We start from the raw sequence: 26,757 nt of genomic DNA on the forward strand, positions 1-26,757 counted from the left end.
CCCGGCGGCCGATCTACCACCCCGCCTACCCTCTACCCCTTACCGCGGTGCGGTGCCCCCCCCCCCCCCGGCCCCCCCCCCACCGCCGTACCGAAACCGCTCAGGCGCCGTACCGAAACCGCTCAGGCGCCGTACCGAAACCGCTCAGGCGCCGTACCGAAACCGCTCAGGGATCAGTCGAACCCTCCGTTGCCGTTTCCGCCCCCGTTCCCCTGTCCCTGGAAGAAGTTCTCCGGGATCGAGAAGGTCGGGTCGGGGAACACGCCGCCATCCGTGCCGCCGGTGATCACGCCGCCGTTGTTGCCGTTGCCGTTCCCATTGCCGTTGTCGTCCCTGTTGTCATCGTCGTCGCGGCCCCGCTCGGGCTGCGGGTCGGGGATGTTGACGAGGGTGAAGTCGGGGGCGTCCTTGCCGTCCAGGGCGCCGGTCATCATGTCGCGCCAGATCGGGCCGGGGACCGCACCACCGAACACCTTGTCGTGCCAGATGCCACCGATGGTGATGTTCTCCATCTTCCGCTCGTGCGCGGGGTCGCCGACCCAGACGGCGCCGGCCATGTTCGGGGTGTAGCCCACGAACCAGGCCGCGTAGCGGAAGTCCGTCGTACCGGTCTTACCGGCGCTGGGGCGGCTGCCGAGGCCCGCCTGTGTACCCGTGCCGTCCTCGACCACGCCTCGCAGGAGCGTGTTGATGGTGTCGGCGGTGGTCTCGGACATCGCGCGCGAGCAGGTCGACTTCGGGACCTCCAGGGACTTCTTCTTCCCGCCGACGCGCTGGGTGATGGACTCGATGGCGACCGGAGTGCAGTACATGCCGCGCGTGGCGAAGGTCGCGTACGCGTTCGCCATCGTCAGCGGGGACATCTCCTGGGTGCCGAGGGCGATCGACGGGGCCTGGTCCATGTCCCTGCCGTCGGCGCGCTCCACGCCCATCTTCCCGGCCATCTCCGTCACCGGGCAGATACCGACGTCGGCGATCATCTCCACGAAGTACGTGTTGACCGACAGCGCGGTCGCCTTCTTCATGGTGTACGGGCCGACCTCGGTCTCGTTCTCGTTGGTGAGTTCGGCGCCGTCGGTGTTCACCCAGGTCTTGCCGTCGCAGGCCGAGATCGGGCTCGGGTAGTCCATCTCGTACGGCGAGCGGTACGACTTGGTCGCCGGCATACCGCCTTCGAGCGCGGCCGCGGCCACGATCGGCTTGAACGTCGAACCGGGCTGGTAGCCCGCGCCGCCGCCCATGGCCTGGTCGACGGAGAGGTTGATCGACGTCTCGTTCTTCTTGACGTCGATGCCGTACGGCCGGGACTGGCCCATCGCCAGGATCTTGCCGGTGCCGGGCTCGACGATGGCGGCGGCGGTCGCCACGTCGTCGCTCTGGTTGACGTGTTCCTTGACGGAGTCCTGCACCGATTCCTGCGACTGCGGGTCCAGCGTCGTGCGGATCGTCAGGCCGCCCTGGTTCCAGATCTTGGCCCGGTCCTCCTTGGTCTTGCCGAAGACCGGGTCGTTCAGGAAGACCTCGCGCACGTAGTCGCAGAAGAAGCCCGCGCCCTTGACCGCCGTGATGCAGCCGTTCGCCGGCTTGCTGATCTTCAGGCCGAGCGGTGTCTCCTTGGCCTCGTCGGCCTCCGCCTGGGAGACGTCGCCGACGTCGGCCATGCGCTGGAGTACCACGTTGCGCCTTCTGGTGGCCTCCGCCTCGTCGTTGACCGGGTCGTACCGGCTGGGCGACTGGACGATGCCGGCGAGGAGCGCGGCTTCCCGGAGCTTGAGGTTCTTGGCGGGCTTGGAGAAGTACCGCTGGGAGGCGGCCTCGACGCCGTAGGCCTGCTGGCCGAAGAACGTGATGTTCAGGTAGTTCTCGAGGATCTTCTTCTTGCCGAGCTCCTCCTCCACCTGGATCGCGTACTTCAGCTCCTTGACCTTGCGGCCGAGGGTCTGCTGGGTGGCCTGGGCGACCAGCGTCGGGTCGTCGCCGGCCTCCTCCACGAAGACGTTCTTCACGTACTGCTGCGTGAGCGTGGAGGCACCCTCCTCGACCCCGCCGCTCTGCGCGTTGCGGTTCAGGGCGCGCAGGACGCCCTTGAGGTCGATCGCGCCGTGCTCGTAGAAGCGGGCGTCCTCGATGGCGACGATCGCCTTCTGCATGTACGGCGAGATGTCCTTGAGGTCGACCACCGTGCGGTCGCGCGAGTAGACCGTGGCGATCCGGTCCCCCGCGCTGTCCAGGATGGTGGTGCGCTGACTCAGGGGCGGCCGCTTGAGGTTGGCCGGAATCTCGTCGAACCCCTCGACCGACCCCTTGGCCGCCAGGCCGAGCGCGCCGACGGCGGGCAGCGCGATGCCTGCCATGACGGCTCCCGCGAGCACGCTGACACCGAGGAACTTGGCGGCCTGTTGCGTTGACGACAGTCCGCCACCCGAGCGCTTGTTTGGCATGAAGGCAGCCTACGTTCTCATTCGCCGGACACACGTACAGGCCTTGGCCTAAGCTGCTCTCAGCAGTCACAGCAGTAGCCCATGTATCAAGTACGTCCGGCGACCCCGAATCGTTCCGGTGTTCTCCCCACTTTTTTCCGGGGGCGTGTCCGAATCCGCCTCGTGTGTCATCCGGTGTCCGTTGTGACGCATGTCAACTGTCCTGCTTTGTCGGGATAGTCACGTATGCCCTCGGGTCACTCCCGCGGGTGATCTGCCGCTTACCCATAGTCCGTTCGGGCCATTCAAGATTGGGCCCCACGGGGGTGTTGCGCTGTGCCCACCTTCCGTAACGTCCTCAACTGGCGGCGGTGAATATGCCGCTGCCGCCGTGGGGGAGCCTCGATTCGGGAGAGGACGGCGCCGGTATGGGCTGGGTAACCGACTGGAGTGCGCAGGCGGCCTGCCGCACTACCGATCCGGATGAACTGTTTGTTCAAGGAGCAGCGCAGAACAGGGCCAAGGCGGTGTGCACCGGATGTCCGGTACGCACGGAATGCCTGGCCGATGCGCTCGACAACCGCGTCGAGTTCGGCGTGTGGGGAGGCATGACGGAGCGCGAGCGCCGCGCACTGCTGCGCAGGCGGCCGACCGTCACGTCGTGGCGCAGGCTGCTGGAGACCGCGCGTACGGAGTACGAGCGCGGCGCGGGCCTGCTGCCGCTCGACGAGGATGAGGTGTACGAGAACTATGCGGCGGTGAGCTGAGGCGTCCCCTCGCGGGTGTCCCAACTGGGGTGTCTCGGCCGGGTGTTCCCTCACCGGGGTCGCCCACCTGACGGGTTCCTCCACGCCAGGGGTCAACTCTGTACACGCGGGCTCGACTTCGCGCACGTACTGGTCGACTCCGCACGTGCTGCGGGCTATTTCACTGAGGGCGCCCTTGAGGCGTCGGCACATCGGGCAGGTGTGCCGGGGCTCGGGTGCCCCGGGCGCCCGAGCGGGTGCGGGTGCGCGTGCGCCAGGGCGGACGCTCAGGTGCCGGGCGCGGGCAGCTCCTGCTGTACGGTCGCGAGCCGGTCGCCGATGTCCCGCAGGCCCGCGAGGTCGTGGACATCGCCGGGCAGCGCGGCCACTTCGGCCACCGCCACCTCGGGGTGGAGCGCGGTGAAGCGGTCACGCGTGCGCTGCTCGCGGGAGAGCAACTGCATACGTTCGGCGTGCAACCGCAGCAGGCCCGCGGTGAGTTGTTCCACAGTTCGGTTCGTGGCGCCCTGGGCCGGTTCGGCATCCGGTGTGGCCCGGTCTGGGTCCTGTGCGGCCCGGTCTGCGGCGGGGGAGCCGGCATCGGGTGCGGGAGCCTCGGATTCGGGTTCGGGGGCCTCGGGTGCGGAGGATTCAGAACTGCCGTACGTGTCGGGAGAGTTACGGAGGTCTTTCCCGTCCTCCTGATCCACAATGCGGGCGTCGTCAAGATTTTCCGCGGCGGCGAGCGCCCGCTCGGCGGACAACTGGGCGGCGCCACTGCCGTGGACGCGGTTGAGCACCAGTCCGGCGAGCGGCATGTCCTCGGCGGCCAGCCGCTCCACGAAGTACGCGGCCTCGCGCAGCGCGTCCCGCTCCGGGGCCGCCACCACCAGGAACGCCGTGCCGGGCGCCTGCAACAGCTTGTACGTGGCGTCCGCGCGCGTACGGAAGCCGCCGAACAGGGAGTCCATGGCGGCCACGAACGTCTGGACGTCGCTCAGGAGCTGGCCCCCGAGGAGCTTGCCCAGGGCGCCGGTCATCATCGACATCCCGACGTTCAGGAACTTCATCCCCGCGCGCCCGCCGACCTTCGCCGGGGCCAGCAGCACCCGGATCAACTTGCCGTCCAGGAAGGACCCGAGGCGCTTGGGGGCGTCCAGGAAGTCCAGCGCCGAGCGCGAGGGCGGGGTGTCGACCACGATCAGGTCCCACTCGTCCCGCGCGCGCAGCTGCCCCAGCTTCTCCATCGCCATGTACTCCTGCGTGCCCGCGAAGCCCGCCGAGAGCGACTGGTAGAAGGGGTTGCCCAGGATCGCGGCCGCCCGCTGGGGGTCCGCGTGCGCCTCGACGATCTCGTCGAACGTGCGCTTCATGTCGAGCATCATGGCGTGCAGTTCGCCTTCGCCCTCCATGCCCTTCACGCGGCGCGGCGTGTTGTCCAGGGAGTCGATGCCCATGGACTGCGCCAGCCGCCGGGCCGGGTCGATGGTGAGGACCACCACCTTGCGGCCGCGCTCGGCGGCCCGCAGCCCCAGGGCCGCCGCCGTGGTCGTCTTGCCGACACCACCGGAACCGCAGCAGACGATGATCCGGGTCTTCGGGTCGTCGATCAGCGGATCGACGGCCAGGAGGGGCGCCGAGTCGATCGCGCGCGCGTGGTGCTCGTGGTCGGCGTGGTCGTGGTCGGTGTGGGCCGAGTCGTGCGTGTGGGCCGGGTCCTGACTCATGAGATCCCTTGCTGACGCAGTTCCGTGGCCAGTTCGTACAGGCCCGCCAGGTCCATGCCCTCGGCGAGCAGCGGGAGTTCGTGCAGCGGCAGGCCCAGCTCGGAGAGGGCGGCGCGCTGCTCGTGCTCCAGGGTGTTGCGCTCGGTGTACTCCCCGGCCTGCTCCAGAAGCGGGTCCACCAGCTTCTCGGCATGGCCGCCGCGGCGCGCGCCGCCGAGCCCGGCCGTCGAGAGCGACTTGGCGAGCGCGGGCCGGGAGACGGCCTTCAGCAGCTCCAGATCGGTGCCGTCGAGCACGGCGGGCCGCACCATGTTCACGATGATCCGGCCCACCGGCAGCCGGGCCGCGTGCAGCTCCGCGATACCGTCCACGGTCTCCTGGACGGGCATCTCCTCCAGCAGCGTCACCAAGTGCACCGCGGTCTCGGGGGACTTGAGGACCCGCATCACGGCCTGCGCCTGATTGTGTATCGGGCCGATCTTCGCCAGCCCCGCCACCTCGTCGTTGACGTTCAGGAAGCGCGTGATGCGCCCGGTGGGCGGCGCGTCCATGATCACGTAGTCGTACGCGAACCGCCCGCTCTTGTCCTTCCGGCGTACGGCCTCACAGGCCTTCCCCGTCAGGAGCACGTCCCGCAGTCCGGGCGCGACGGTGGTGGCGAAGTCGATGGCGCCGAGCTTCTTCAGGGCCCGTCCGGCGCCGCCGAGCTTGTAGAACATCTGGAGGTAGTCCAGCAGGGCCAGCTCGGGGTCGATGGCCAGCGCGTACACCTCCCCGCCCCCGGGAGCCACCGCGATCTTCCGCTCCCCGTACGGCAACGCCTCCGTCTCGAAGAGTTGTGCGATGCCCTGCCTGCCCTCGACCTCGACCAGAAGGGTGCGTTTCCCCTCGGTCGCGAGCGCGAGCGCGAGTGCTGCGGCGACCGTGGTCTTGCCGGTACCGCCCTTGCCACTGACGACCTGGAGCCTGCTCACGTCTTCGAGCCTAACCAGTCCGCCCACGGCCTACGCGGGAGGCTGTGGATAACCGCCCTGACAACGGCCCCGACAACGGCGCTGACAACGGCGCCGCGATCGGCCGCGTGACCCGTGCGGGGCAGCGGACGAAGCAGCGGACGCAGCGGATAAAGTCGGCCGCATGACCAAGTGGGAATACGCAACCGTGCCGCTGCTCGTCCATGCCACGAAGCAGATTCTGGACACCTGGGGCGAGGACGGCTGGGAGCTCGTCCAGGTCGTGCCCGGACCGAACAACCCCGAGCAGCTGGTGGCCTACCTGAAGCGCGAGAAGCAGGCATGAGCGCCATCGAGGCGAAGCTCGCCGAGCTCGGGCTGAGCCTGCCCGAGGTGGTTCCGCCACTGGCCGCGTACCAGCCCGCCGTACGGACCGGGGTGTACGTGTACACGTCCGGGCAGCTCCCGATGGTGGACGGCACGCTTCCGGTCACCGGCAAGGTGGGCGCGGAGGTCACGCCGGAGGAGGCCAAGGACCTGGCCCGCACCTGCGCGCTGAACGCGCTGGCCGCGGTGAAGTCGGTCGCGGGTGACCTGGACCGCGTGGCACGTGTTGTGAAGGTCGTGGGTTTCGTCGCCTCGGCCTCCGACTTCACGGGCCAGCCCGCGGTCATCAACGGCGCGAGCGAGCTCCTGGGCGCGGTCTTCGGAGACAAGGGCGTCCACGCGCGCAGTGCCGTCGGCGTGGCCGTGCTGCCGCTGGACGCGCCGGTGGAGGTCGAGGTCCAGGTGGAGCTGACCGAGGCGTGACGGAGGTCCCCAGGGGCAGCGATCCGCGCCGGACGGCCCCCTGGAGCGGCCGATCGTTGCCCCTCGAACATCCACTGACTACGGGATAGCCTCCGCCCATGGCGAATGGGCAGTGGTACCCAGCGGAGTGGCCGGACCGCATCCGCGCGCTCACGGACGGCACGCTGACACCGGTGGCGCCCAGGACGGCGGCCACCGTCATGCTGCTCAAGGACACCGCCGGCACTCCTGTGGTGCACATGTTGCGCAGACGCGCCTCCATGGCCTTCGCCGGAGGCGCGTACGCGTACCCGGGCGGCGGCGTGGACCCCCGCGACGACGACCACCAGATCCGCTGGGCGGGCCCCACGCGCGCGTGGTGGGCGTCCAGGCTCGGCGTCGACGAGACCTCCGCCCAGGCGATCGTCTGCGCGGCCGTACGGGAGACGTACGAGGAAGCCGGGGTCCTGCTCGCCGGGCCCACCCCCGACACCGTCGTCGGCGACACCACGGGGGAGGAGTGGGAGGCGGACCGCGCGGCGGTGGCCTCCCGCGAGCTGTCCTTCGCGGAGTTCCTGGAGAACAGGGGGCTCGTCCTGCGCTCCGACCTGCTGGGCGCCTGGGCCCGCTGGATCACCCCGGAGTTCGAGGCCCGCCGCTACGACACCTGGTTCTTCGTGGCCGCCCTTCCCCAGGGGCAGCGCACCCGCAACGCCTCCACGGAGGCCGACCGTACGGTGTGGATCCGCCCCGGGGACGCGGCCGACGCGTACGACAAGGGCGAGCTGCTGATGATGCCGCCCACCATCGCGACCCTGCGCCAGCTCACGGCGTACGCCACGGCCGCCGAGGCCCTGGCCGCCGCGCCGGGCCGCGACCTGACCCCTGTTCTGGCCAAGGCCCGCCTGGAGGACGGGGAGCTGGTCCTCACCTGGCCGGGGCACGACGAGTTCACCAAGCACATCCCGACGGGCGGAGCTCCCGGATGACGTACGCCCCCAAAGGCACGCCCAATGGCACGCCCGAAGGCACATCCAATGTCACGTCCAATGGCACCCCCGAAGGCCCTTTCGCATGACCGACGCCGCCGCCCTCCCCGGCCAGCCACGAGGAGGTGTCCTCACGGGCCCCGCCACCCCACGGGCCGTCAACGTGCTCGCGCCCAACCCGTCCGCGATGACGCTGGACGGGACGAACACCTGGATCCTGTCCGAGCCGGACGCGGAGCTTGCCGTCGTGGTGGACCCGGGGCCGCTGGACGACTTGCATCTGCGGAACGTCGTCGCCACGGCGCAGAGGGCCGGCAAGCGGGTCGCGCTGACGTTGCTCACCCACGGGCACCCGGACCACGCCGAGGGCGCCGCCCGGTTCGCCGAGCTGACCGGGACCAAGGTGCGGGCGCTGGACCCGGCCCTGCGGCTCGGGGAGGAGGGGCTCGGCCACGGGGACATCGTCATGGTCGGCGGTCTTGAGCTGCGGGTCGTGCCCACGCCCGGGCACACCGCCGACTCGCTGTGCTTCCATCTCCCGGCCGATCAGGCGGTCCTGACGGGTGACACCATCCTGGGCCGCGGAACGACCGTCGTGGCCCACCCCGACGGCCGTCTCGGGGACTATCTCGACTCCCTCCGGCGTCTCAGGTCCCTGACCGTCGACGACGGCGTCCACACGGTCCTGCCGGGTCACGGGCCCGTCCTCGACGATGCCCAGGGCGCCGTCGAGTTCTACCTCGCCCATCGCGCCCACCGGCTCGCCCAGGTCGAGACGGCGGTCGAGGACGGGTATCTGACACCCGGTGAGGTCGTGGCGCACGTGTACGCGGACGTGGACCGTTCTCTGTGGCCCGCGGCCGAGCTGTCGGTACGGGCGCAGATGGACTACCTCAAGGAACACGGGCTGATCTAGCGCGGGCGGCCCGCTCCGGGCGGGGCGCCTTGACGCCGTGCACGCGCGCGTACTCCTCGGCCAGCCAGGGGCTTAGGTCGTCGACGTACGACCGCAGCGCGGTCAGCTCGGCGGTCGGCGCCTGTGCCATGGCCACCACCGACAGCATCTGGCCGGCCCGTTCCGGGTAGTACGCGCCGAACGCCTCGGCCATCTCCCCGAGGTCGCTCGTCCAGCCGTTCCAGCGGGGCATGACGAGGGTGAAGCCCGTGCGGACGAGGTGGCGGGAAGCACCGCGGACGAGCGCGCGGCGGGACTCCCCGGGGGCCGTCTCGTCCAGCCGTGCGCGCCGGCGCGCCAGGTGGAGTGCCAGGTCGCCGTTGGTCTCGCGGGCGAGGGGGGAGTCGGGGCGGTAACGGGGGAGTTCCTCGGCCAGATCCTCGCCGTGGAGGGGGGTGCACAGACAGGCGACGAACCAGCCCAGGTCGTACGTCTCCAGGTCGCTCAGCAGCCGCGCACGGCTGTGGAGCAGCGTCCCGGAGCCGTCGATCTGCGGGAACTCCTTGTCGAGCGCCTCGTCGAGCGCCTCGTCGAGCGTGCGCGCGTCCGTCCGGTCCGCCTCGGTGGGCTCCCCGCGCAGCGCGAGCAGCAGGTCGACGTCGCTGGGCCCACGCGCGCGGTGCCGCGCGGCACCGACCCGTAGAGGTACGCGCTGTGCAGCCGCGCCCCGAATACGTCCAGCACCCGGTCGCGGGCCGCCGCCACAACCGGCCGGAACTCGCGCGCGATCCGCCCGAGCGCAACCTCACGCTCGATGAAGCCCTGCCCGTCGAGCCCCTTGGCGAGCCCGTTCCCGAGCCCTCTGCTCCGCATGGGACCTCTCTGTATGGGACCACTGTGCAGCGCTTTGGCCATGGCTGGGGGCAAGTCCAGCGGAACACGGGCGGCGGGCCGGGATCCCACCTGGCATACGCGTGGGGCCCCGCCGAACGGCGGGGCCCCACGCGCGCGTACGAAACCACGCGGCCAAGCGGCTCAGTGTCCTTGGTGAAGTCCGGTGCCATACCGCCCCCGTAAGGGGCGCGGGGCTGTATCGATATGCGGCTCCGCCGCGTGGGCACGACCAGCCCTCACCGGCCCGCGGGTTCATCACCGTGCTTCCCGCGGAGTGCTCGGCGCTCAGCGCGACCGCTTGGCGAGCCTCTCCACGTCGAGCAGGATCACCGCGCGGGCCTCCAGGCGGAGCCACCCGCGGCCGGCGAAGTCGGCGAGGGCCTTGTTGACCGTCTCGCGGGAGGCGCCGACGAGCTGGGCCAGCTCCTCCTGGGTGAGGTCGTGGACGACGTGGATGCCCTCCTCGGACTGCACGCCGAAGCGGCGGGAGAGGTCCAGCAGCGCGCGGGCGACGCGGCCGGGGACGTCCGAGAAGACCAGGTCGGACATCTGGTCGTTGGTCTTGCGCAGGCGCCGGGCGACGGCGCGCAGCAGGGCGGCGGCCACCTCGGGGCGTGCGTTCAGCCACGGCTGGAGGTCGCCGTGGCCCAGGCCCAGCAGCTTGACCTCGGTCAGCGCGGTGGCGGTCGCCGTGCGCGGGCCCGGGTCGAACAGCGACAGCTCGCCGATCAGCTCGCCGGGGCCGAGCACCGCGAGCATGTTCTCGCGGCCGTCGGGGGACGTGCGGTGAAGCTTGACCTTGCCTTCCATGACCACGTACAGGCGGTCACCCGGGTCGCCCTCGTGGAACAGCGAGTCGCCGCGCGCGAGGGTCACCTCACTCATGGAGGCGCGGAGCTCCGCGGCCTGCTCGTCATCGAGCGCCGCGAAGAGCGGGGCGCGCCGCAGAACGTCGTCCACGAGTTCTCTCCTTGTCGACCTGCTCAGGGGATCTTGCTCCCCGGTGTACCAGGGGACCGTGCTCCCCATCTTGCCGGACGGTCCAAACAGTGTGATCTGTCACAAGGATGCCGCACACATGTCCTGAGGTGAGCGGCAGGGGTCCAATTGGGGGCCGATCTCCTGGGGCCGGGGCGGATGTCGGTGCCGGGCTTTAGGCTGGCCGGGTGTCCAAAACGCCGGTGAGAGCACGGGCCGAGGGGGCTGTACGGGTGGTTGCACGTCGCGATTCCGCTGTGGGCGAACAGGGCCCCGGAGGAGCGAAGAAACCGGCAAAGAGGTGGCAGAGGTGACAGAAGCCAAGAAAGCGGCCAAGGCGGCCAAGGCCACGGCTAAGACCACGGCCAAGACCACGGCCAGGAAGCCCCCACCCCCCGTGACCAAGGCGAAGCCCCCGAAGAAGGTCACCGTGGCCCCCAAGAAGGCCACCACCCCCGTCAAGGCCGCCCCCGCGAAGACCGTCGCCACGAAGCCCCCCAAGGCCGAGTCCCGCACCGCCCTGGTCCGCCGCGCCCGGCGGATCAACCGCGAGCTGGCCGAGGTGTACCCGTACGCGCACCCGGAGCTGGACTTCGAGAACCCCTTCCAGCTGATCGTCGCCACGGTCCTGTCGGCCCAGACCACCGACCTGCGCGTCAACCAGACCACTCCGGGGCTCTTCGCCAAGTACCCCACCCCCGAGGACCTGGCCGCCGCCAACCCCGAGGCAGTCGAGGAGATCCTTCGCCCGACCGGGTTCTTCCGGGCCAAGACCAAGTCGGTCATAGGGCTCTCCAAGGCCCTGGTGGAGGACTTCGGCGGGGAGGTCCCGGGGCGTCTTGAGGACCTGGTCAAGCTGCCCGGTGTCGGCCGCAAGACCGCGTTCGTCGTGCTCGGCAATGCCTTCGGGCGGCCCGGCATCACCGTAGACACGCACTTCCAGCGGCTGGTGCGGCGCTGGCAGTGGACCGACGAGACCGATCCGGACAAGATCGAGGCGGCCGTCGGCGCGCTCTTCCCGAAGAGCGAGTGGACGATGCTCTCGCACCATGTGATCTTCCACGGCCGCCGCATCTGCCACGCCCGCAAGCCCGCCTGCGGCGCCTGCCCCATCGCCCCGCTCTGCCCGGCGTACGGCGAGGGCGAGACCGACCCCGAGAAGGCGAAGAAGCTGCTGAAGTACGAGAAGGGCGGCCTCCCGGGCCAGCGCCTCAAGCCCCCGCAGTCCTACCTGGACGCGGGCGGCATCCCGGCCCCTCCGCTGGGGGCCGGATGAGGAGCCGGGCCGGACACGCGCGCGAGCGACCCGAGGACGGCTCCAAGGTCGGCGTCGGCATGCCGCGGGCCGGACACGCGCGCGGGCGCCCCGTGGAACGATCGGCGGACTCCCGCGCGTTGGGACCGGCAGAACGGGGGTGGCGATGACGCACGCGAACCACACGCACCGGCATGCGCGGCCGGCGCTGACCAAGGACGGCCTGCCCGGCTGGCTGGACCCGGTGGTGCATGCCGTCGAGACGGTCGAGCCGCTCCAGCTGAGCCGTTTCCTGCCGCCGACGGACGGGGCGGGGCGCCAGTCGGCCGTGCTCATCCTGTTCGGGGAGGGCGAGGGCGGGCCCGAGCTGCTGCTGATGGAGCGCGCGAGTTCGCTGCGGTCGCACGCCGGACAGCCCTCCTTCCCCGGTGGCGCCCTCGACCCCGAGGACGGTGACCCGCAGGGCGACGGCCCGCTGCGGGCCGCTCTCCGCGAGGCCGAGGAGGAGACGGGGCTCGACCCGGTCGGGGTCCAGCTCTTCGGTGTGCTGCCCAAGCTCTACATCCCCGTGAGCGGCTTCGTCGTGACCCCCGTGCTGGCCTGGTGGCGCGAGCCGACGCCGGTCGGGGTCGTCGACCCGAACGAGACGGCACGGGTCTTCACGGTCCCCGTGGCGGATCTCACGGATCCGGCCAACAGAGCCACGACCGTCCACCCCAGCGGCCACCGAGGCCCGGCATTCCTGGTCGAATCGGCCCTTGTGTGGGGTTTCACGGCCGGAATCATCGACCGCCTCCTGCACTACGCGGGCTGGGAGCGACCGTGGGACCGAGAGAAGCAGGTCCCGCTGGACTGGCGCTCATGACAGGGTGGCACCCGTGCCGTGATCCGCGGGGGACGACCTCCCGGACCCCCGGCCGGACGTGCGCGGTGACCGGAAAGTGATGAGGCGAGGCTCGAAGCAGTGAACGTGCTGGACATCCTGTTGCTGGTCGCCGCCGTGTGGTTCGCGATCGTGGGCTATCGCCAGGGCTTCGTCGTCGGCATCCTGTCGGTGATCGGTTTCCTGGGCGGCGGCCTCGTCGCGGTCTATCTCCTGCCCGTCATCTGGGACGCCCTGACCGACGACGCGGAGGTCAGTACGACCGCCGCCGTCGTCGCGGTCATCGTCGTCATCGTCTGCGCCTCCGTCGGCCAGGCCCTGACCACCCATCTCGGCAACAAGCTGCGGCGGTACATCACCTGGTCCCCGGCCCGCGCCCTCGACGCCACCGGCGGCGCCCTCGTCAACGTCGTCGCGATGCTCCTGGTCGCCTGGCTGATCGGCTCGGCCCTGGCCGGTACGACGCTGCCGACGGTCGGCAAGGAGGTCCGCAACTCCAATGTGCTGAAGGGCGTTTCACGCGCCTTGCCCGAACAGGCCGACACCTGGTTCGCGGACTTCTCCTCGGTCCTCGCGCAGAACGGCTTCCCGCAGGTCTTCAGCCCGTTCGCGAACGAGACCATCACCAAGGTCCGGCCCCCCGACCCCGCGCTCGCGGGCAGCGAGGTCGCCACCCGTGCCAAGCAGTCCATCGTGAAGGTCGTGGGCACCGCCCAGGGCTGCGGCAAGGTCCTCGAAGGCACCGGCTTCGTCTTCGACGAGCGCCGCGTGATGACCAACGCGCACGTGGTCGGCGGCGTCGACGAGCCCACCGTCCAGATAGGCGGCGAGGGCAGGAAGTACGACGCCACGGTCGTCCTCTACGACTGGGAGCGCGACATCGCCGTACTGGACGTACCGGACCTGAACGCGCCCGTGCTGGAGTTCACCACCGAGGACGCGAGCAGCGGCGACGGCGCGATCGTCGCCGGGTTCCCGGAGAACGGGGCGTACGACGTGCGCGCCGCGCGCGTGCGCGGTCGCATCACGGCCAATGGCCCGGACATCTACCACCGCGGCACCGTCCGCCGCGATGTGTACTCGCTCTACGCGACCGTCCGCCAGGGCAACTCCGGCGGCCCGCTGCTCACTCCCGAGGGCAAGGTGTACGGCGTGGTCTTCGCGAAGTCCCTCGACGACCCGGACACCGGGTACGCGCTCACCGCGGACGAGGTCCAGGAGGACATCACGCAGGGTCGTACGGCCAACCAGCAGGTGGACAGCGACAGCTGCGCGCTCTGAGGCCTCAGAGGGCCTCAGGAGCCGTCAGGGGCGAGGATGGCGGAGGCGGGCCGAGACCCAGCGGGCCCGGCGGCGCAGGATGCGCGGAATGCCCAGCTGCGGATCCGTGACCGGCAGCTGCGGGGCGCCCCTCTGATGGGAGCCCGGGCCCGCTGCCGGGCGGCGGTTGCGTGCTGCGTCACTGTAGTCGTGCGTCCAGCCCATACCCCGACGTGTGCCCCCGCCCCAAGGTCGATAACCGCACCCGGGTCCCCCAATCGGCCTATGCGCCGGGCAATGGCCGTTCGTAGGGCAGCCGTTCCCGTCCGCATAGCGGGCGACCTGGCCGAACTCACCGGTCGGGTTCGGGGTCCTTCAGCCAGTTGATCAGTTCGGTGGAGAACGCGACCGGGTCCTCCTCGTGCGGGAAGTGCCCGAGACCGTCGAACAGCCGCCAGCGGTACGGCGCTTCGACGTACTCCACGGACCCGGCCGCGCTCCGCGTCCGCATCACCGGATCGAGCGAGCCGTGCAGATGCAGTGTCGGCACCCGCACCGGGCGCTTCATCCGGCGGTTGAACTGGATGCCGTCCGGGCGGGCCATCGAGCGGACCATCCAGCGGTACGGCTCGATCGAGCAGTGCGCCGTCGAGGGGATGCACATCGCGCGCCGGTACGCCTCCACGGCCTCGTCGTCGGGCAGCCGGGGCCCCGACCAGTCCCGGACCAGTCGGCCCACCAGGGCGCCGTCGTCGGCGGTGAGCTGCCGTTCGGGGACCCAGGGCCGCTGGAACCCCCAGATGTAGGACCCCGCGGCCGTCTGCTTGACGTCCGACAGCATGGCCGAGCGCCAGCGTCTCGGGTGCGGCATCGAGGCGATCGCGAGCCGCCGTACGAGCTTGGGGCGCATCACGGCCGCCGTCCACGCCAGATATCCGCCCAGGTCGTGGCCGACCAGCGCGGCGTCGGGCTCGCCGAGGGACCGTACGACTCCCGTGATGTCGAGCGCGAGGTTGGCGGGGTCGTAACCGCGCGGGGTGCGGTCGCTGCCGCCGACCCCGCGCAGATCCATGGCCACGGCCCTGAAGCCCGCGTCGGCGAGCGCGACCAGCTGGTGCCGCCAGGTCCACCAGAACTGCGGGAAGCCGTGCAGCAGCAGCACCAGCGGCCCGTCGCCGAGTTCGGCGATGTGGAAGCGGGCGCCGTTGGCCGCGACATCGCGATGACGCACCTCTTTCCCACCGGGCACATCCAGGAGTACGGCCGAGGCAGGCGTGGCGGGGTCCGTCATGAGGATGAGCGTGCCACAGCCTCGATGGCGACGTCGGCCTGGTTGGGCTGACGGGGGTGCGGCTTGGCGTTCTGCAGGACGCCCGCCGTCTCCTTCACGGACGCGGCGACCTTCTGCGGGCCCTGGCTCTTCTTGGCCTTCTTCGCGAAGACGACACCGACGAGCGCGAGGAGGCCGGCGACCAGCACGTTCGCGACGAAGGACAGCAGGAAGCAGACCGCCAGGTTCCAGTCGCTCCAGGTCCGGATGCCGTACGCCAGTGCGAAGCTCAGCATCGGCAGGGAGAAGATCAGCACCGCGCCGGCCGCCGCGAACGCCCCGCCGCCGACCGCACCACGCTTGACGTCCTGCTTCAACTGCGCCTTGGCCAGTGCGATCTCGTCGTGGACCAGCGCGGACATCTCGCTCGTCGCCGAGGCGAACAGCTGGCCGATGCTGCGTTCGGCGCCGACCGGGCTGCCGTCGGGTGCGCTCATCGGGGTCTCCCTGTCTGTCTCTTACGTCCTCAGTCCTGTCAGATCATGCCGGACCGCGGTCCCCGTCGCCTGCCCCGGCCATCACTTCGGCAAGCCTCCGGTGCTCGGCGGCCTTGCGCTCGTAGATCTCGGCCATGCGCAGGTGGTACGCCGGGTTGTCCTCCTCGTAGATGTCCGGGATGCCGTCGTGGTCCTCGTCGCGCTCCTCGGCCTCGCACAGGCTGCGGTACTTGGAGTTCCGTACCTTCAGCAGGATGGACGCGAGTACGGCCGCGATCAGCGAGCCGACGAGCACGGAGGCCTTGATCTCCTCGACGAGCGCCGGGTTGGACTCGAAGGCCAGTTCGCCGATGAGCAGCGAGACGGTGAAGCCGATCCCGGCGAGGGAGGAGACGGCGAGGACGTCCGGCCAGGCGAGGTCGCCGGAGAGCGAGGCCCGGGTGAAGCGGGCGGTCAGCCAGGTCCCGCCGAAGATGCCGAGCGCCTTGCCGACGACCAGTCCGAGGACGACACCGAGGGTTTCCGGCTGGGTGAACACGAAGTGCAGCGCGTCCCTGGAGATCGCCACACCCGCGCTGAACAGGGCGAACAGCGGTACGGCGAAGCCGGCCGACACCGGCCGTACGAGATGCTCGATGTGCTCGCCGGGGGAGTGCGCCTCACCAGAGTGCGGCGAGCAGCGCAGCATCAGGCCCATCGCGACACCGGCGATGGTGGCGTGGATGCCGCTGTTGTACATCAGGCCCCAGATGACCAGCGCGAGCGGCACGTACACGTACCAGCCGCGTACGCCCTTCCGCAGCAGCAGCCAGAAGACGCCGAGACCGATGACGGCGCCGCCGAGGGCCGCGAAGTTCAGTTCGTGGGAGAAGAAGACCGCGATGATCAGGATCGCGAAGAGGTCGTCGACGACGGCGAGGGTGAGCAGAAAAGCGCGCAGGGCCGAGGGGAGCGAGGTTCCGATGACGGCGAGGACGGCGAGCGCGAAGGCGATGTCGGTCGCGGTCGGCACGGCCCAGCCGTCGTACGATCCGCCGCCGACGACGTTGGTGAGCGTGTAGACGAGCGCCGGTACGGCCATCCCGCACACGGCGGCGACGACGGGGAGGAGGGCGGCCTTGGGGTCCTTCAGGTCACCGGCGACCAGCTCGCGTTTGAGTTCGATGCCCGCGACGAAGAAGAAGAGCGCGAGCAGTCCGTCGGCGGCCCAGTGCTGGAGGGAGAGATCCAGTCCGAGCGAGGCGGGGCCTATGTGGAACTCCCGCACGCTCTCGTAGCTGTCGTGCAGGGCGGGCACGTTCGCCCAGATCAGCGCCGTGATCGCGGCGAGCAGGAGCAGGACACCGCCGACGGTCTCGGTGCGCAGCGCGTCGACGACGAAGTTCCGCTCGGGCAGGGAGGGGTGCTCAAGGAACTTCTGGTTGCCGGTGTTGCCGCGGGTGGTGGTACCGGGCGCGGGCATGGAGGGACCTCCGGTCGGTAGGCAGGCAGGACGGACCACATTGCCGACCAGACTTCCCGGCGCACCTTGAGTGTTCTGTTGTGGTGTGGGCTGTTGTGGGGGCTGCGTTGTTGGCGGGTGTGCTGCGGACGTTTTGTTTAGTTTACCTAAGGTGTGGCGGGGGCCCGTGCGATGAACCTCACATTAAGCGCGAAGGGGGCACCCGGCATGGTGCCGGGTGCCCCCTTCGGGGACGTTCTCTGGTCCGTTTCAGTCCTCGCTGGGCGCCGCGGGAAGCTTCGCCTGGATGAGGTCCATCACCGTGGAGTCGGTCAGGGTGGTGACGTCACCGAGCTGACGGTTCTCGGCCACGTCGCGCAGCAGGCGCCGCATGATCTTGCCGGAGCGGGTCTTGGGCAGCTCGGCGACCGGCATGATGCGCTTGGGCTTGGCGATGGGGCCGAGGGTGGCGCCGACGTGATCGCGCAGGTCGCCGACGAGGGTCTTGGTCTCCGCGGCCGTACCGCGCAGGATCACGAACGCCACGATCGCCTGCCCGGTGGTCTCGTCGGTCGCGCCCACGACCGCCGCCTCCGCGACCGACGGGTGCGAGACCAGCGCCGATTCCACCTCGGTCGTGGAGATGTTGTGCCCGGACACGAGCATCACGTCGTCCACGCGGCCGAGGAGCCAGATGTCCCCGTCCTCGTCCTTCTTGGCACCGTCCCCGGCGAAGTACTTGCCCTCGAAGCGCGACCAGTACGTGTCGAGGAACCGCTGGTCGTCACCCCAGATGGTGCGCAGCATCGACGGCCACGGCTCGGTGAGGACGAGATAGCCGCCGCCCCCGTTGGGGACCTCCCGGGCCTCGTCGTCGACGACGGTCGCGGAGATGCCGGGCAGCGGCCGCTGGGCGGAGCCGGGCTTGGTCTCGGTGACGCCCGGCAGCGGCGAGATCATCATCGCGCCGGTCTCGGTCTGCCACCAGGTGTCCACGATCGGGGTCACATCCGTGCCGATGTGCTTGCGATACCAGATCCACGCCTCGGGGTTGATCGGCTCGCCGACGGATCCCAGGACCCGGAGGGAGGACAGGTCGAACTTCGCGGGGATGTCGTCGCCCCACTTCATGAACGTACGGATCGCCGTGGGCGCCGTGTAGAGGATCGTCACGCCGTACTTCTGCACGATCTCCCAGAAGCGGCCCTGGTGCGGGGTGTCGGGCGTGCCCTCGTACATGACCTGCGTCGCGCCGTTCGCCAGCGGCCCGTACACGATGTACGAGTGCCCGGTCACCCAGCCGACGTCGGCCGTGCACCAGTACACGTCGGTCTCGGGCTTGAGGTCGAAGACGGCGTGGTGGGTGTAGGCCGCCTGTGTGAGGTAACCGCCCGAGGTGTGCAGGATGCCCTTCGGCTTCCCGGTCGTGCCGGAGGTGTAGAGGATGAACAGCGGGTGCTCGGCCTCGAAGGCCTCCGGGGTGTGCTCGGCGCTCTGCCGCTCGACGATCTCGTGCCACCACACGTCGCGGCCCTCGGTCCAGGCGACCTCCTGGCCCGTACGGCGTACGACGAGGACGTGCTCCACGTTGTCCACGCGCTCGACGGCGTCGTCGACCGCGGGCTTGAGCGCGGAGGGCTTGCCCCGGCGCCAGCCGCCGTCGGTGGTGATGACGACCTTGGCGTCGGCGTCCTGGATACGGGTCGCGAGCGCGTCCGCGGAGAAGCCGCCGAAGACGACGGAGTGCGCGGCGCCGATACGGGCGCAGGCGAGCATCGCGACGGCCGTCTCGGGGATCATCGGCATGTAGACGGCGACCCGGTCGCCCGCCTGAACTCCCAGCTCCAGCAAGGCGTTCGCGGCCTTGCTGACCTCGTCCTTGAGCTCGGCGTAGGTGATGGCGCGGCTGTCGCCGGGCTCCCCCTCGAAGTGAATGGCGACCCGGTCACCGCGTCCTGCCTCGACATGCCGGTCGACGCAGTTGTACGCGACGTTGAGCTTTCCGTCCTTGAACCACTTGGCGAACGGCGGGTTCGACCAGTCCAGCGTCTCGGTCGGCTCGGTGGCCCAGGTCAGCCGGCGGGCCTGCGCGGCCCAGAAGCCGAGCCGGTCTGCCTTGGCCTGTTCGTACGCCTCCGCGGTGACGTTGGCGTTCGCGGCCAGGTCGGCGGGCGGCGCGAACCTGCGCTCTTCCTTGAGCAGGTTGGCCAAGGATTCGTTGCTCACGACATCTCCCTTTCCCAGGGTGTCCGTTGTGTCCCGGGCCACAGCTCATCAGACGTGGACCCTCGATGACAAGGGTCGCCTGCCGATTGGTTTAGACCTGTTGGCGGAGGTCGGTGGCTGTGCGCCGCGGCTGTGTGCCGGGGTGGCCCCGCACAGGCGGGGCCACCCGTACCCACGGACCGGGAGGGGAAATGGTTCACGCGCGTGTGTCGTGCAACGCCGTCGCGGCGACCTGGTCGAAGACCCCTTTCTCCGATGCTCCTTCGGTGCTCTCCGTGAGCAGATAGGCCTGTGCCTCGCCCACGTGGAAGTACATCCCGTGCAGCTCCAGCGCCCCTTCGCGCAGCGCCCGTGCCACGGACTCGTGCTCGCGCAGGTGCTCCAACTGCTGGACCACGTTGGTCAGGCAGAGCTGCTCGACCGCGTCGGCCGGCGCCCGCCCGGCGAGCCGCGCCCAGGGCCGGTCCGCGTCCGCCAGGCGCTCCAGGCTCGGCAGCCCGTGCCGCAGCCACCGCTTGAGCGGGGTCTGCGCGCCCCCGGGTTCGGTACTGAGCAGCGCCTGCATGGCCCCGCACCCGGAGTGCCCGCACACCGTGATGGACCGCACCCGCAGCACGTCCACCGCGTACTCGATCGCCGCCGCCACCGAGTCGTCCCCGCTCTCCTCGCCGGGCAGCGGCACGAGGTTGCCCACATTGCGTACGACGAAGAGGTCGCCGGGGCCGCTGGAGGTGATCATCGACGTGACGAGCCGCGAGTCCGCGCAGGTCAGGAACAGCTGGGAGGGTTGCTGTCCCTCACGCGCGAGCCGGGCCAGCTCACCGCGCACCAGCGGGGCGGTGTTCCGCTGGAACGCGCTGATGCCACGCGCCAGTCGGTGCCCGCCGGTGCGGTGCCCGCTCGTCTGCTGCTCGCTCGGCCCGTGCCCGCCCGGTCCGTCGGCCGCCTCTTCCGGCCGGCTGCCGGACGGCGTGGGTTCCGGGCTCTCGCACTGGTGGTTGCGCCAGGGCGTCCACGGGCGGCACCGGCAGCCCGGTGCGGACGTGGCGGCGGGCTCGGCGATACGGGTGCCCGCGCGCCCGGTGATCTCGACGGAGCCGCCGAGCGTGAGGTGGGCGCTCTGCCAGTCCTGCAGCGATTCGTAGGCCGCGTGGTCCATGAACGACCCGTCCAACTCCACGACGGTGTCGGCTCCTTGGGGCACCAGATGCAGGGCCCGGCTGAGCCGCGGCACGGCGAGAAAGGTCAACTGGCCTCGCACGTGGACGTAATGGACTCCTTCCTTCTCTTCGTGCGTGATGCGGGTGCGGGTGAGGCGGTGCAGGGCGACGCCGACGGCCACGGCGATGCCGAGGGCCACGCCTTCCAGGACGCCGAGGAAGACGACGGCGACGGTGGTGACCGCGTACACCAGCACCTCACGGTGGCGGGTGACCGTGCGGATGTGGTGCAGGGACACCATCTGGATGCCGACCGCCATCACCAGGGCGGCGAGGGAGGCGAGGGGGATCAGCTCCAGGACGGGGACCAGCAGGAGCGCGGCCGCTACTACCCAAACGCCGTGCAGCATCGTGGAGTTCCGGCTGACGGCACCGGACTGCACATTGGCCGCGCTGCGGACGGCGACGCCGGTGATGGGCAGGCCGCCGAGCGCCCCGGACACCACGTTGGCCGCGCCCTGGCCGCGCAGCTCCCGGTCCAGGTTCGAGCGCGGGACGCGTGGCTCCCCGCGGGCGGTGACCAGTTTGTCGACGGCCACGGCGGAGAGCAGCGACTCGACGCTGCCGACCAGGGTGATGGTGAGGACGGCGGCCGCGAGGCCCAGCACCGGCCCTTCGGGCAACTGCGGCAGGGCGTGGCTGGACCAGGACGGCAGGTCCACCCGGGCCAGGTGCAGCCCGGCGAGGGAGGCCACCGCCGTGGCGGCCGCGACGGCGACGAGGGCCGCCGGGAGCTTTCGCACGGACCGGCCGAGGCGGCCCGGGATGCGGGGCCAGACCAGCAGCACGGCCAGTGTCAGCGCGCTCATCGACAGCGCGGCGGGGTGCAGGTCCGCCAACTGGGCGGGCAGAGCGCCCAGGTTGGCGACGACGGAGCTCTGCGGGGTGCCGCCGAGGACGATGTGCAACTGGGCGACTGCGATGGTGACGCCGATGCCGGCGAGCATGCCGTGCACGATCGCGGGGCTGACGGCGAGCGCCGAGCGGGCCACGCGCAGACAGCCCAGGCCCAGCTGGGCGAGCCCGGCGACGACCGTGATGGCGCAGGTCGTCCGCCAGCCGTACTGGTGGATGAGGTCGGCCGTGACGACGGTGAGGCCCGCGGCGGGGCCGCTGACCTGGAGCGGGGAGCCGCCGAGGCGTCCGGCGACGATGCCGCCGACGGCGGCGGCGACGAGGCCGGCCTGGAGCGGGGCGTCGGTGGCCAGAGCGATGCCCAGGGACAGAGGCAGGGCGATCAGGAAGACCGCGATCGAGGCGGACAGGTCGGCGCCGGTGATACGGAACCGGCGGCGCGGGCCGGGTGGGGGGCTGTGGGACTGGTGCGCGCGCTTCGACCGAGTCGGGTCGGTGGCGCGGGCGGGGACGCAGGCGGACATGTTCTCCCGTCTCCTCCGGGGCTGCGCGGTCGCGGGATGCGGCCGTGGGTCACGGCGTACAGCGGCGGGATTTCTCAACTCTCGGTAAACGAATCGTAATGCAGAGTAAAGACAATGCACGGATATTTGCGGCAAATAGGTGAGTCAATCACTCAGGTGAGTGATCGGAAATTTTTATCGGCTTGTCATACCAATCCCTCCTGGGCTCCGTGCGACTTTGGCCGCTCTGCCCCCGACTGGAGGAAGAAGGTGGGCCGAAGATGGCCGTCACCCAGAGGATTGCCGCGGGCGCCGCACTCGCCGCGGCCTGCGCCGTGGCGCTCGCCGGTTGCGGTACCGGCGACACCGGCGGGACCAGCGACACCGGTGCGCAAGGTGCGCCCGGTGCCGAGCGGGGCGCGCACGGTGCGAAGAAGGCCCCTCCGGCCCCGGCCGCACCCGCGCCCAAGAGCGCCGTACGCCTGATCGGCGACGGTTCCACCGCGTACACCGGCGTGCAGCCGCACTTGCCCAGACCCGAGCGGCTGAAGCCCGGTCAGAAACCGCCGCAGTTCGTGGTGTTCTCGTGGGACGGCGCGGGCGAGGACGGCCAGCGGCTCTTCTCCCACTTCCGCAAGGTGGCGCGGGCCAACAAGGCGACGATGACGTACTTCCTGAGCGGCGTGTACATGCTGCCGGAGGAGAAGCGCAGCCGCTACCGGCCGCCGCAGCACTCACCGGGCCGCTCGGACATCGGCTTCAACGACACGCAGGGAATCAAGGACACCGTGGACCAGCTGCGCGGCGCGTGGCTGGAGGGCAACGAGATCGGGACCCACTTCAACGGCCACTTCTGCGGTACCGGCGGCGGGGTCGGCGAGTGGTCGGTCGAGGAGTGGAAGAGCGAGATCGCCCAGGCGAAGGCGTTCGTGAAGTCGTGGAAGACCAACACGGGCACCAAGGAGGCGGCGCCGCTGCCCTTCGACTACGAGAAGGAGCTCATCGGCGCCCGCACGCCCTGCCTGGAGGGCCAGAAGAACTTCATGCGCGCCGCCCGCGAGCTGGGCTTCCGCTATGACACCAGCGGCGTCAACGACCAGGTCTGGCCCGAGAAGCGCGACGGCCTGTGGGACCTGTCGATGCAACTCGTCCCGGTCCCGGGCCGCGGCTTCGAGACACTGACCATGGACTACAACTTCTACATGAACCAGTCCGGGGCGCGCACCGGCGACCCGGACAAGCACGAGTACTGGGGCGACCAGTTCCGCGACGGCCTGCTCAAGGGCTTCGAGCGCGCCTATCACGGCAACCGCGCGCCCCTGATCATCGGCAACCACTTCGAGTCCTGGAACGGCGGCGCCTACATGCGGGCCGTCGAGGAGACCATCGAGACGGTCTGCACGAAGGCCGAGGTGCGCTGCGTCTCCTTCCGGCAGCTCGCCGACTGGCTGGACGTCCAGGATCCGAAGACCCTGGACAAGCTGCGCACTCTCAAGGTCGGCCAGGCCCCGGAGCAGGGCTGGACCGCCTTCCTCGGGGACCGGTCGAACAAGCCCGCCCCGGCCCCGAAGGGCGTCCCCGGCACCCCGGCCGTCAAGCCGTAGCGGCCGCTGGGGCGCCGGCCCTCAGGCCGTGGCCATCACGCCCTCGCCCAGCACGAACCCGGGGTCGACCTGTGCCGCCAGGTCGGCTCCGGTGCGCTCGTTGCCCCAACTCCCCGCGTTCTTCAGATGGAAGTGGACCATCTGGCGCGTGTAGTGCTCCCGGTCGCGCAGGTCGTACATGGCGTCGGCAGCCTCCTGAAGGGTGCGCAGGGCGCCGCGGTTGGTGTCCTCCAGGAACTCGAAGCGGGGCGGGCGGCCCTTTTCCATGGCACGCACCCAGTCCGAGTGCCCGACCGTGACGATCAGGTCGTCCCCGGCCTCGGCGCGGAGGAAGTCGAGATCGTCCTGACCATGCACCTTGTTGCCGACGACCTTCAGGGCCACGCCGTAGTCACGGGCGTACTCCTTGTACTGCCGGTAGACGGAGACCCCCCGCCGGGTCGGCTCGGCGACGAGGAACGTCATGTCGAAGCGGGTGAACATGCCGGACGCGAAGGAGTCCGAACCCGCCGTCATGTCGACCACCACGTACTCGTCGCGGCCGTCGACCAGATGGTTCAGGAACAGCTCCACCGCGCCCGTCTTGGAGTGGTAGCAGGCGACCCCCAGGTCGGAGTCGGTGAAGGGGCCGGTGACCATCAAACGGACGGCTCCGCCGTCGAGTTCCACCGGCCGCGCGCAGGCGTCGTAGACCGGGTTGTCCTCGCACACCCGCACCAGCCGGGAGCCGTCGCCGGGCGGGGTCGTCTTGATCATGGTCTCGGCGGACGCGATGCGCGGATTGGAGCCGCGCAGGTAGTTCTTGATCAGCGGCAGCCGCTCGCCCATCGCGGGCAGTTCGGCGGCCTCCGTCTCGTCGAGGCCGAGTGCGGCGCCCAAGTGCTGGTTGATGTCGGCGTCCACGGCGACGACCGGTGCGCCGGTGGCGGCGAGATGGCGGATGAACAGGGAGGACAGCGTGGTCTTGCCACTCCCACCCTTCCCGACGAAAGCAATTTTCATGTTCACCAAGGGTAGCGGGGTGATCTCCGAGGGTGTCCAGGCGGCGGAGGAAGACCACTCCTTCGTGGAGGGGGTCCCGGAGTCCACGTAGGGTCGTACTCATGAGTACGACAGGTGCGACCGCCGATCCGCTCGCGGCTCTGGGAACGCTCCCCGGCGTGGCCGAGTCCGTGGAGTCCGTGCGCAAGGCCGTGGACCGGGTCTACGGGCACCGGATCATGCGGCGCCGCAGCAACGAGATCACCTCCGAGGCGGCCCTGCGCGGCGCCCGCGGCTCGGGGGCGCTTTCCGGCGCGGACTGGGCCCTCGAAGAGGTGCGCCGCCGCACCGACTTCAGCGGCGACCACGAGGCCCGCGTGATGGGCGCGGCCCTGCGGTTGACCGCCGAGGCCGGCCAACTCCTGTCCATCTGGAGGCAGTCGCCCCTTCGGGTGCTGGCCCGGCTGCACCTGGTGGCCGCCGCGAGTGACGACGCGCGCGTGGGGCGTCCCCGGCAGGAGGGCGAGCCCGTCGACGAGCCGCTCGTCGAGCTGCCGCTGCCGGACGCGGCCGAGGTCTCCGGTCGCCTGGAGGGCCTGTCGCAGATCATCATCACGGGCGGCTCCGCCCCCGCTCTGGTGCCCGCGGCCGTCGTCCACGGTGAGCTGCTCGCCCTGCGCCCCTTCACCTCCCACAACGGCCTCGTCGCGCGCGCGGCCGAACGCATCGTCCTGGTCGGCAGCGGGCTCGACCCCAAGTCCGTCTGCCCGGCCGAGGTGGGCCACGCCGAACTCGGCCGCGCGGCCTACCTCGCCGCCCTCGACGGCTATGCCTCCGGCACCCCGGAGGGCATGGCCGCCTGGATCACCCACTGCGGCAAGGCGGTCGGGCTCGGGGCGCGCGAGTCGACGGCGGTGTGCGAGGCGCTGCAGCGCGGGGCGGCATAGCTCTCCGGCGGGTTGGCGCGGCCCTCTGGCCGGTGGTTGTTGAGGCATGAAGAAAGGCCCTCCCGGGGAGGGCCTGCACAGGGTTGCGGCGGTACGAGTTCTCGTACCGCCGCTGGCACGTTCACCGGGTTACCAAGCGTCCTCGATATATGCCCATCAGGTCGGGAACTTCGCCCGTCGCCTGGTGCGGCTGGCCCGTAATCGACGGGTCGACGTCGCGTGGGTGCCAGGTGTTCGTGCTCGGTCCGTGGGGCCAATTGCGTTTTAAAGGTGATCCTTTCGGATGTCCTTGGTCTCGCGGGCCGTTGAGTCCTTTCTACTCCAGGACCGGAGGATGCGGAAGTCCTGGCTGCACATCTTTACTTTTAGGTTCAAAGAGGTGCGAAAAGGGCTCCGATGTGCCGAGGGCGGGTCGCGGAAGTCATGCGGTCGCCGGGCGGCGCCTGCTCGCGTACCAGACGAGCCCCGCGGTGGCCGCCGCGGCCCCTATGGCGGCGACCGCGACCAGCGCCGGCCGGGGGCGTGCGGACAGCCGCTGCTTGAGGCGGACCGGACGGTGGAAGTCCAGAATCGGCCACCCGCGCGCGAGCGCCTCCCGACGCAGCGTCCGGTCCGGGTTCACCGCGTGCGGATACCCGACGGCCTCCAGCATCGGCAGGTCCGTCGCCGAGTCGCTGTAGGCGTAGCAGCGGGCGAGGTCGTACCCCTCGGACTCGGCGAGCTCCCGGATCGCCTCGGCCTTCGTCGGGCCGTACGCGTAGTACTCCACCTCGCCCGTGAAACAGCCGTCGTCGCCCACGACCATCCGGGTGGCCACCACCCGGTCCGCGCCGAGCAGTTCGCCGATCGGCTCGACCACCTCGGCGCCGGAGGTGGAGACGATGACGACGTCGCGGGCGGCGATGTGGTGTTCCTCGATGAGGGAGGCGGCCTCGTCGTAGATGATCGGGTCGATCAGGTCGTGAAGGGTCTCGGCGACGATGTCCTTCACTTGTTGGACGTTCCAGCCGCGGCACAGCGCGGACAGGTACTTGCGCATCCGCTCCATCTGATCGTGGTCGGCGCCGCCGACGAGGAACACGAACTGGGTATACGCGGTACGCAAGGCGGTCCGGCGGTTGATCAGACCGCCTTGGTAGAACGACTTGCTGAACGTGAGCGTGCTCGACTTCGCAATGACCGTCTTGTCCAGGTCAAAGAAGGCCGCTGTGCGAGGCAAGGGGCGGTTTTCCACAAGCCCGAGCATAGGCGCCCGCCATTCGGGCTAGTGTGGGGCGCGTGGGTTTGCCTGAGAAGGCTCTCGGGTACACCATGGAAGTCACGGATCGTTCGCGACCGTGCTAACCCGGTCCGACTCCTCCCCCCCCCCGAGTCGGCCGTGGGGACGACCCCCGCTCTCCCCCCCGGCGGGGGTCGTCGCATGT

22 protein-coding genes and 1 pseudogene are annotated in these 26,757 nt (G+C 70.3%); 10 read left to right on the forward strand and 13 right to left on the reverse strand.

Annotation, left to right across the window (positions count from 1 at the left end):
• Window positions 1–173: 173 nt before the first annotated feature.
• Window positions 174–2,441: a transglycosylase domain-containing protein gene (locus ACWD3C_RS11445; RefSeq protein WP_451142544.1), complete on the reverse strand. Its 2,268-nt coding sequence runs from the start codon at window positions 2,439–2,441 to the stop codon at window positions 174–176.
• Window positions 2,442–2,848: 407 nt separating this feature from the next.
• On the opposite strand from ACWD3C_RS11445, the gene wblA reads away from it, so the two are divergent.
• A complete protein-coding gene (wblA, locus tag ACWD3C_RS11450) occupies window positions 2,849–3,187 on the forward strand; it encodes a transcriptional regulator WblA (RefSeq protein ID WP_451142639.1) in 339 nt (112 codons plus the stop codon).
• Between the two features lie 266 nt (window positions 3,188–3,453).
• Here the strand turns inward: wblA and ACWD3C_RS11455 are convergent, their stop codons facing one another.
• Complete coding sequence (locus tag ACWD3C_RS11455; protein ID WP_451142546.1) at window positions 3,454–4,893, reverse strand: ArsA family ATPase; 1,440 nt, start codon at window positions 4,891–4,893, stop codon at window positions 3,454–3,456.
• Window positions 4,890–5,867, reverse strand: a complete 978-nt coding sequence (locus ACWD3C_RS11460; protein WP_451142548.1) for an ArsA-related P-loop ATPase — start codon at window positions 5,865–5,867, stop codon at window positions 4,890–4,892. Before ACWD3C_RS11460 ends, ACWD3C_RS11455 begins: the two co-directional genes overlap by 4 nt.
• A gap of 163 nt (window positions 5,868–6,030) precedes the next feature.
• Here ACWD3C_RS11460 and ACWD3C_RS11465 point away from each other — a divergent pair, with 163 nt between their 5' ends.
• From ACWD3C_RS11465 to ACWD3C_RS11480, 4 genes are all read left to right on the forward strand, one after another.
• Entirely contained in the window at window positions 6,031–6,192 is a 162-nt protein-coding gene (locus ACWD3C_RS11465; protein ID WP_003975360.1) for a DUF4177 domain-containing protein, read from the forward strand.
• Window positions 6,189–6,656 (forward strand): RidA family protein, encoded by a 468-nt coding sequence (locus ACWD3C_RS11470; protein ID WP_451142550.1) that lies wholly within the window; start codon window positions 6,189–6,191, stop codon window positions 6,654–6,656. The genes ACWD3C_RS11465 and ACWD3C_RS11470 overlap by 4 nt, the downstream gene beginning before the upstream one ends.
• 98 nt (window positions 6,657–6,754) lie before the next feature.
• Window positions 6,755–7,624 (forward strand): NUDIX hydrolase, encoded by an 870-nt coding sequence (locus tag ACWD3C_RS11475; RefSeq protein ID WP_451142552.1) that lies wholly within the window; start codon window positions 6,755–6,757, stop codon window positions 7,622–7,624.
• 85 nt (window positions 7,625–7,709) lie between these two features.
• Window positions 7,710–8,540 (forward strand): MBL fold metallo-hydrolase, encoded by an 831-nt coding sequence (locus ACWD3C_RS11480; RefSeq protein WP_451142554.1) that lies wholly within the window; start codon window positions 7,710–7,712, stop codon window positions 8,538–8,540.
• Here ACWD3C_RS11480 and ACWD3C_RS11485 read toward each other — a convergent pair.
• A pseudogene (locus ACWD3C_RS11485) lies at window positions 8,518–9,392 on the reverse strand (nucleotidyltransferase domain-containing protein). The gene ACWD3C_RS11480 and the pseudogene ACWD3C_RS11485 overlap by 23 nt on opposite strands.
• Window positions 9,393–9,698: 306 nt before the next feature.
• On the reverse strand, window positions 9,699–10,373 hold the full coding sequence (locus ACWD3C_RS11490) for a Crp/Fnr family transcriptional regulator (RefSeq protein WP_030573597.1): 675 nt from the start codon (window positions 10,371–10,373) through the stop codon (window positions 9,699–9,701).
• Window positions 10,374–10,692: 319 nt separating this feature from the next.
• On the opposite strand from ACWD3C_RS11490, the gene nth reads away from it, so the two are divergent.
• The 3 genes from nth to ACWD3C_RS11505 all read left to right on the forward strand — a co-directional run bounded on the left by nth (window position 10,693) and on the right by ACWD3C_RS11505 (window position 13,810).
• Window positions 10,693–11,667, forward strand: coding sequence for an endonuclease III (gene nth, locus ACWD3C_RS11495; RefSeq protein ID WP_451142556.1), 975 nt, complete (start codon window positions 10,693–10,695; stop codon window positions 11,665–11,667).
• Window positions 11,668–11,812: 145 nt separating this feature from the next.
• On the forward strand, window positions 11,813–12,511 hold the full coding sequence (locus ACWD3C_RS11500; protein ID WP_451142558.1) for an NUDIX hydrolase: 699 nt from the start codon (window positions 11,813–11,815) through the stop codon (window positions 12,509–12,511).
• 99 nt (window positions 12,512–12,610) lie between these two features.
• Complete coding sequence (locus ACWD3C_RS11505; protein ID WP_451142560.1) at window positions 12,611–13,810, forward strand: MarP family serine protease; 1,200 nt, start codon at window positions 12,611–12,613, stop codon at window positions 13,808–13,810.
• A 24-nt stretch (window positions 13,811–13,834) separates the two neighbouring features.
• Here ACWD3C_RS11505 and ACWD3C_RS11510 read toward each other — a convergent pair whose 3' ends face one another.
• From ACWD3C_RS11510 to ACWD3C_RS11535, 6 genes are all read right to left on the reverse strand, one after another.
• Complete coding sequence (locus ACWD3C_RS11510; RefSeq protein ID WP_451142562.1) at window positions 13,835–14,014, reverse strand: hypothetical protein; 180 nt, start codon at window positions 14,012–14,014, stop codon at window positions 13,835–13,837.
• 127 nt (window positions 14,015–14,141) lie between these two features.
• Entirely contained in the window at window positions 14,142–15,080 is a 939-nt protein-coding gene (locus ACWD3C_RS11515) for an alpha/beta fold hydrolase (RefSeq protein WP_451142564.1), read from the reverse strand.
• Entirely contained in the window at window positions 15,077–15,556 is a 480-nt protein-coding gene (locus tag ACWD3C_RS11520) for a phage holin family protein (protein ID WP_451142566.1), read from the reverse strand. Before ACWD3C_RS11520 ends, ACWD3C_RS11515 begins: the two co-directional genes overlap by 4 nt.
• A 43-nt stretch (window positions 15,557–15,599) precedes the next feature.
• Window positions 15,600–17,018 (reverse strand): Na+/H+ antiporter NhaA, encoded by a 1,419-nt coding sequence (gene nhaA / locus ACWD3C_RS11525; RefSeq protein WP_451142568.1) that lies wholly within the window; start codon window positions 17,016–17,018, stop codon window positions 15,600–15,602.
• Between the two features lie 249 nt (window positions 17,019–17,267).
• Complete coding sequence (acs, locus tag ACWD3C_RS11530) at window positions 17,268–19,265, reverse strand: acetate--CoA ligase (RefSeq protein WP_451142570.1); 1,998 nt, start codon at window positions 19,263–19,265, stop codon at window positions 17,268–17,270.
• 154 nt (window positions 19,266–19,419) lie between these two features.
• Entirely contained in the window at window positions 19,420–21,822 is a 2,403-nt protein-coding gene (locus ACWD3C_RS11535) for a SulP family inorganic anion transporter (protein ID WP_451142572.1), read from the reverse strand.
• 260 nt (window positions 21,823–22,082) lie between these two features.
• Between ACWD3C_RS11535 and ACWD3C_RS11540 the strand changes: the two genes are divergently transcribed.
• A complete protein-coding gene (locus tag ACWD3C_RS11540) occupies window positions 22,083–23,405 on the forward strand; it encodes a hypothetical protein (protein WP_451142574.1) in 1,323 nt (440 codons plus the stop codon).
• A gap of 21 nt (window positions 23,406–23,426) precedes the next feature.
• On the opposite strand, the gene ACWD3C_RS11545 is transcribed toward ACWD3C_RS11540, so the two are convergent.
• Complete coding sequence (locus ACWD3C_RS11545; protein WP_451142576.1) at window positions 23,427–24,407, reverse strand: ATP-binding protein; 981 nt, start codon at window positions 24,405–24,407, stop codon at window positions 23,427–23,429.
• Between the two features lie 101 nt (window positions 24,408–24,508).
• Here ACWD3C_RS11545 and ACWD3C_RS11550 point away from each other — a divergent pair, with 101 nt between their 5' ends.
• Window positions 24,509–25,333, forward strand: coding sequence for an oxidoreductase (locus ACWD3C_RS11550; RefSeq protein ID WP_451142578.1), 825 nt, complete (start codon window positions 24,509–24,511; stop codon window positions 25,331–25,333).
• A 421-nt stretch (window positions 25,334–25,754) separates the two neighbouring features.
• On the opposite strand, the gene ACWD3C_RS11555 is transcribed toward ACWD3C_RS11550, so the two are convergent.
• Complete coding sequence (locus ACWD3C_RS11555; RefSeq protein WP_451142580.1) at window positions 25,755–26,579, reverse strand: HAD family hydrolase; 825 nt, start codon at window positions 26,577–26,579, stop codon at window positions 25,755–25,757.
• Between the last annotated feature and the right edge of the window lie 178 nt (window positions 26,580–26,757).

It is taken from the genome of Streptomyces sp. NPDC002845, assembly GCF_053591955.1.

Bases quoted from the DNA above. Each gene is read 5' to 3' on its own strand.
- ACWD3C_RS11550 (WP_451142578.1), top strand. From the start codon at position 24,509: ATGAGTACGACAGGTGCGACCGCCGATCCGCTCGCGGCTCTGGGAACG.
- ACWD3C_RS11545 (WP_451142576.1), bottom strand. From the start codon at position 24,407: ATGAAAATTGCTTTCGTCGGGAAGGGTGGGAGTGGCAAGACCACGCTG.
- ACWD3C_RS11520 (WP_451142566.1), bottom strand. From the start codon at position 15,556: ATGAGCGCACCCGACGGCAGCCCGGTCGGCGCCGAACGCAGCATCGGC.
- ACWD3C_RS11500 (WP_451142558.1), top strand. From the start codon at position 11,813: ATGACGCACGCGAACCACACGCACCGGCATGCGCGGCCGGCGCTGACC.
- ACWD3C_RS11555 (WP_451142580.1), bottom strand. From the start codon at position 26,579: ATGCTCGGGCTTGTGGAAAACCGCCCCTTGCCTCGCACAGCGGCCTTC.
- ACWD3C_RS11455 (WP_451142546.1), bottom strand. From the start codon at position 4,893: ATGAGTCAGGACCCGGCCCACACGCACGACTCGGCCCACACCGACCAC.
- ACWD3C_RS11465 (WP_003975360.1), top strand. From the start codon at position 6,031: ATGACCAAGTGGGAATACGCAACCGTGCCGCTGCTCGTCCATGCCACG.
- ACWD3C_RS11445 (WP_451142544.1), bottom strand. From the start codon at position 2,441: ATGCCAAACAAGCGCTCGGGTGGCGGACTGTCGTCAACGCAACAGGCC.
- nhaA (WP_451142568.1), bottom strand. From the start codon at position 17,018: ATGCCCGCGCCCGGTACCACCACCCGCGGCAACACCGGCAACCAGAAG.
- ACWD3C_RS11480 (WP_451142554.1), top strand. From the start codon at position 7,710: ATGACCGACGCCGCCGCCCTCCCCGGCCAGCCACGAGGAGGTGTCCTC.
- wblA (WP_451142639.1), top strand. From the start codon at position 2,849: ATGGGCTGGGTAACCGACTGGAGTGCGCAGGCGGCCTGCCGCACTACC.
- ACWD3C_RS11475 (WP_451142552.1), top strand. From the start codon at position 6,755: ATGGCGAATGGGCAGTGGTACCCAGCGGAGTGGCCGGACCGCATCCGC.
- ACWD3C_RS11535 (WP_451142572.1), bottom strand. From the start codon at position 21,822: ATGTCCGCCTGCGTCCCCGCCCGCGCCACCGACCCGACTCGGTCGAAG.
- ACWD3C_RS11510 (WP_451142562.1), bottom strand. From the start codon at position 14,014: ATGGGCTGGACGCACGACTACAGTGACGCAGCACGCAACCGCCGCCCG.
- ACWD3C_RS11470 (WP_451142550.1), top strand. From the start codon at position 6,189: ATGAGCGCCATCGAGGCGAAGCTCGCCGAGCTCGGGCTGAGCCTGCCC.
- ACWD3C_RS11515 (WP_451142564.1), bottom strand. From the start codon at position 15,080: ATGACGGACCCCGCCACGCCTGCCTCGGCCGTACTCCTGGATGTGCCC.
- ACWD3C_RS11540 (WP_451142574.1), top strand. From the start codon at position 22,083: ATGGCCGTCACCCAGAGGATTGCCGCGGGCGCCGCACTCGCCGCGGCC.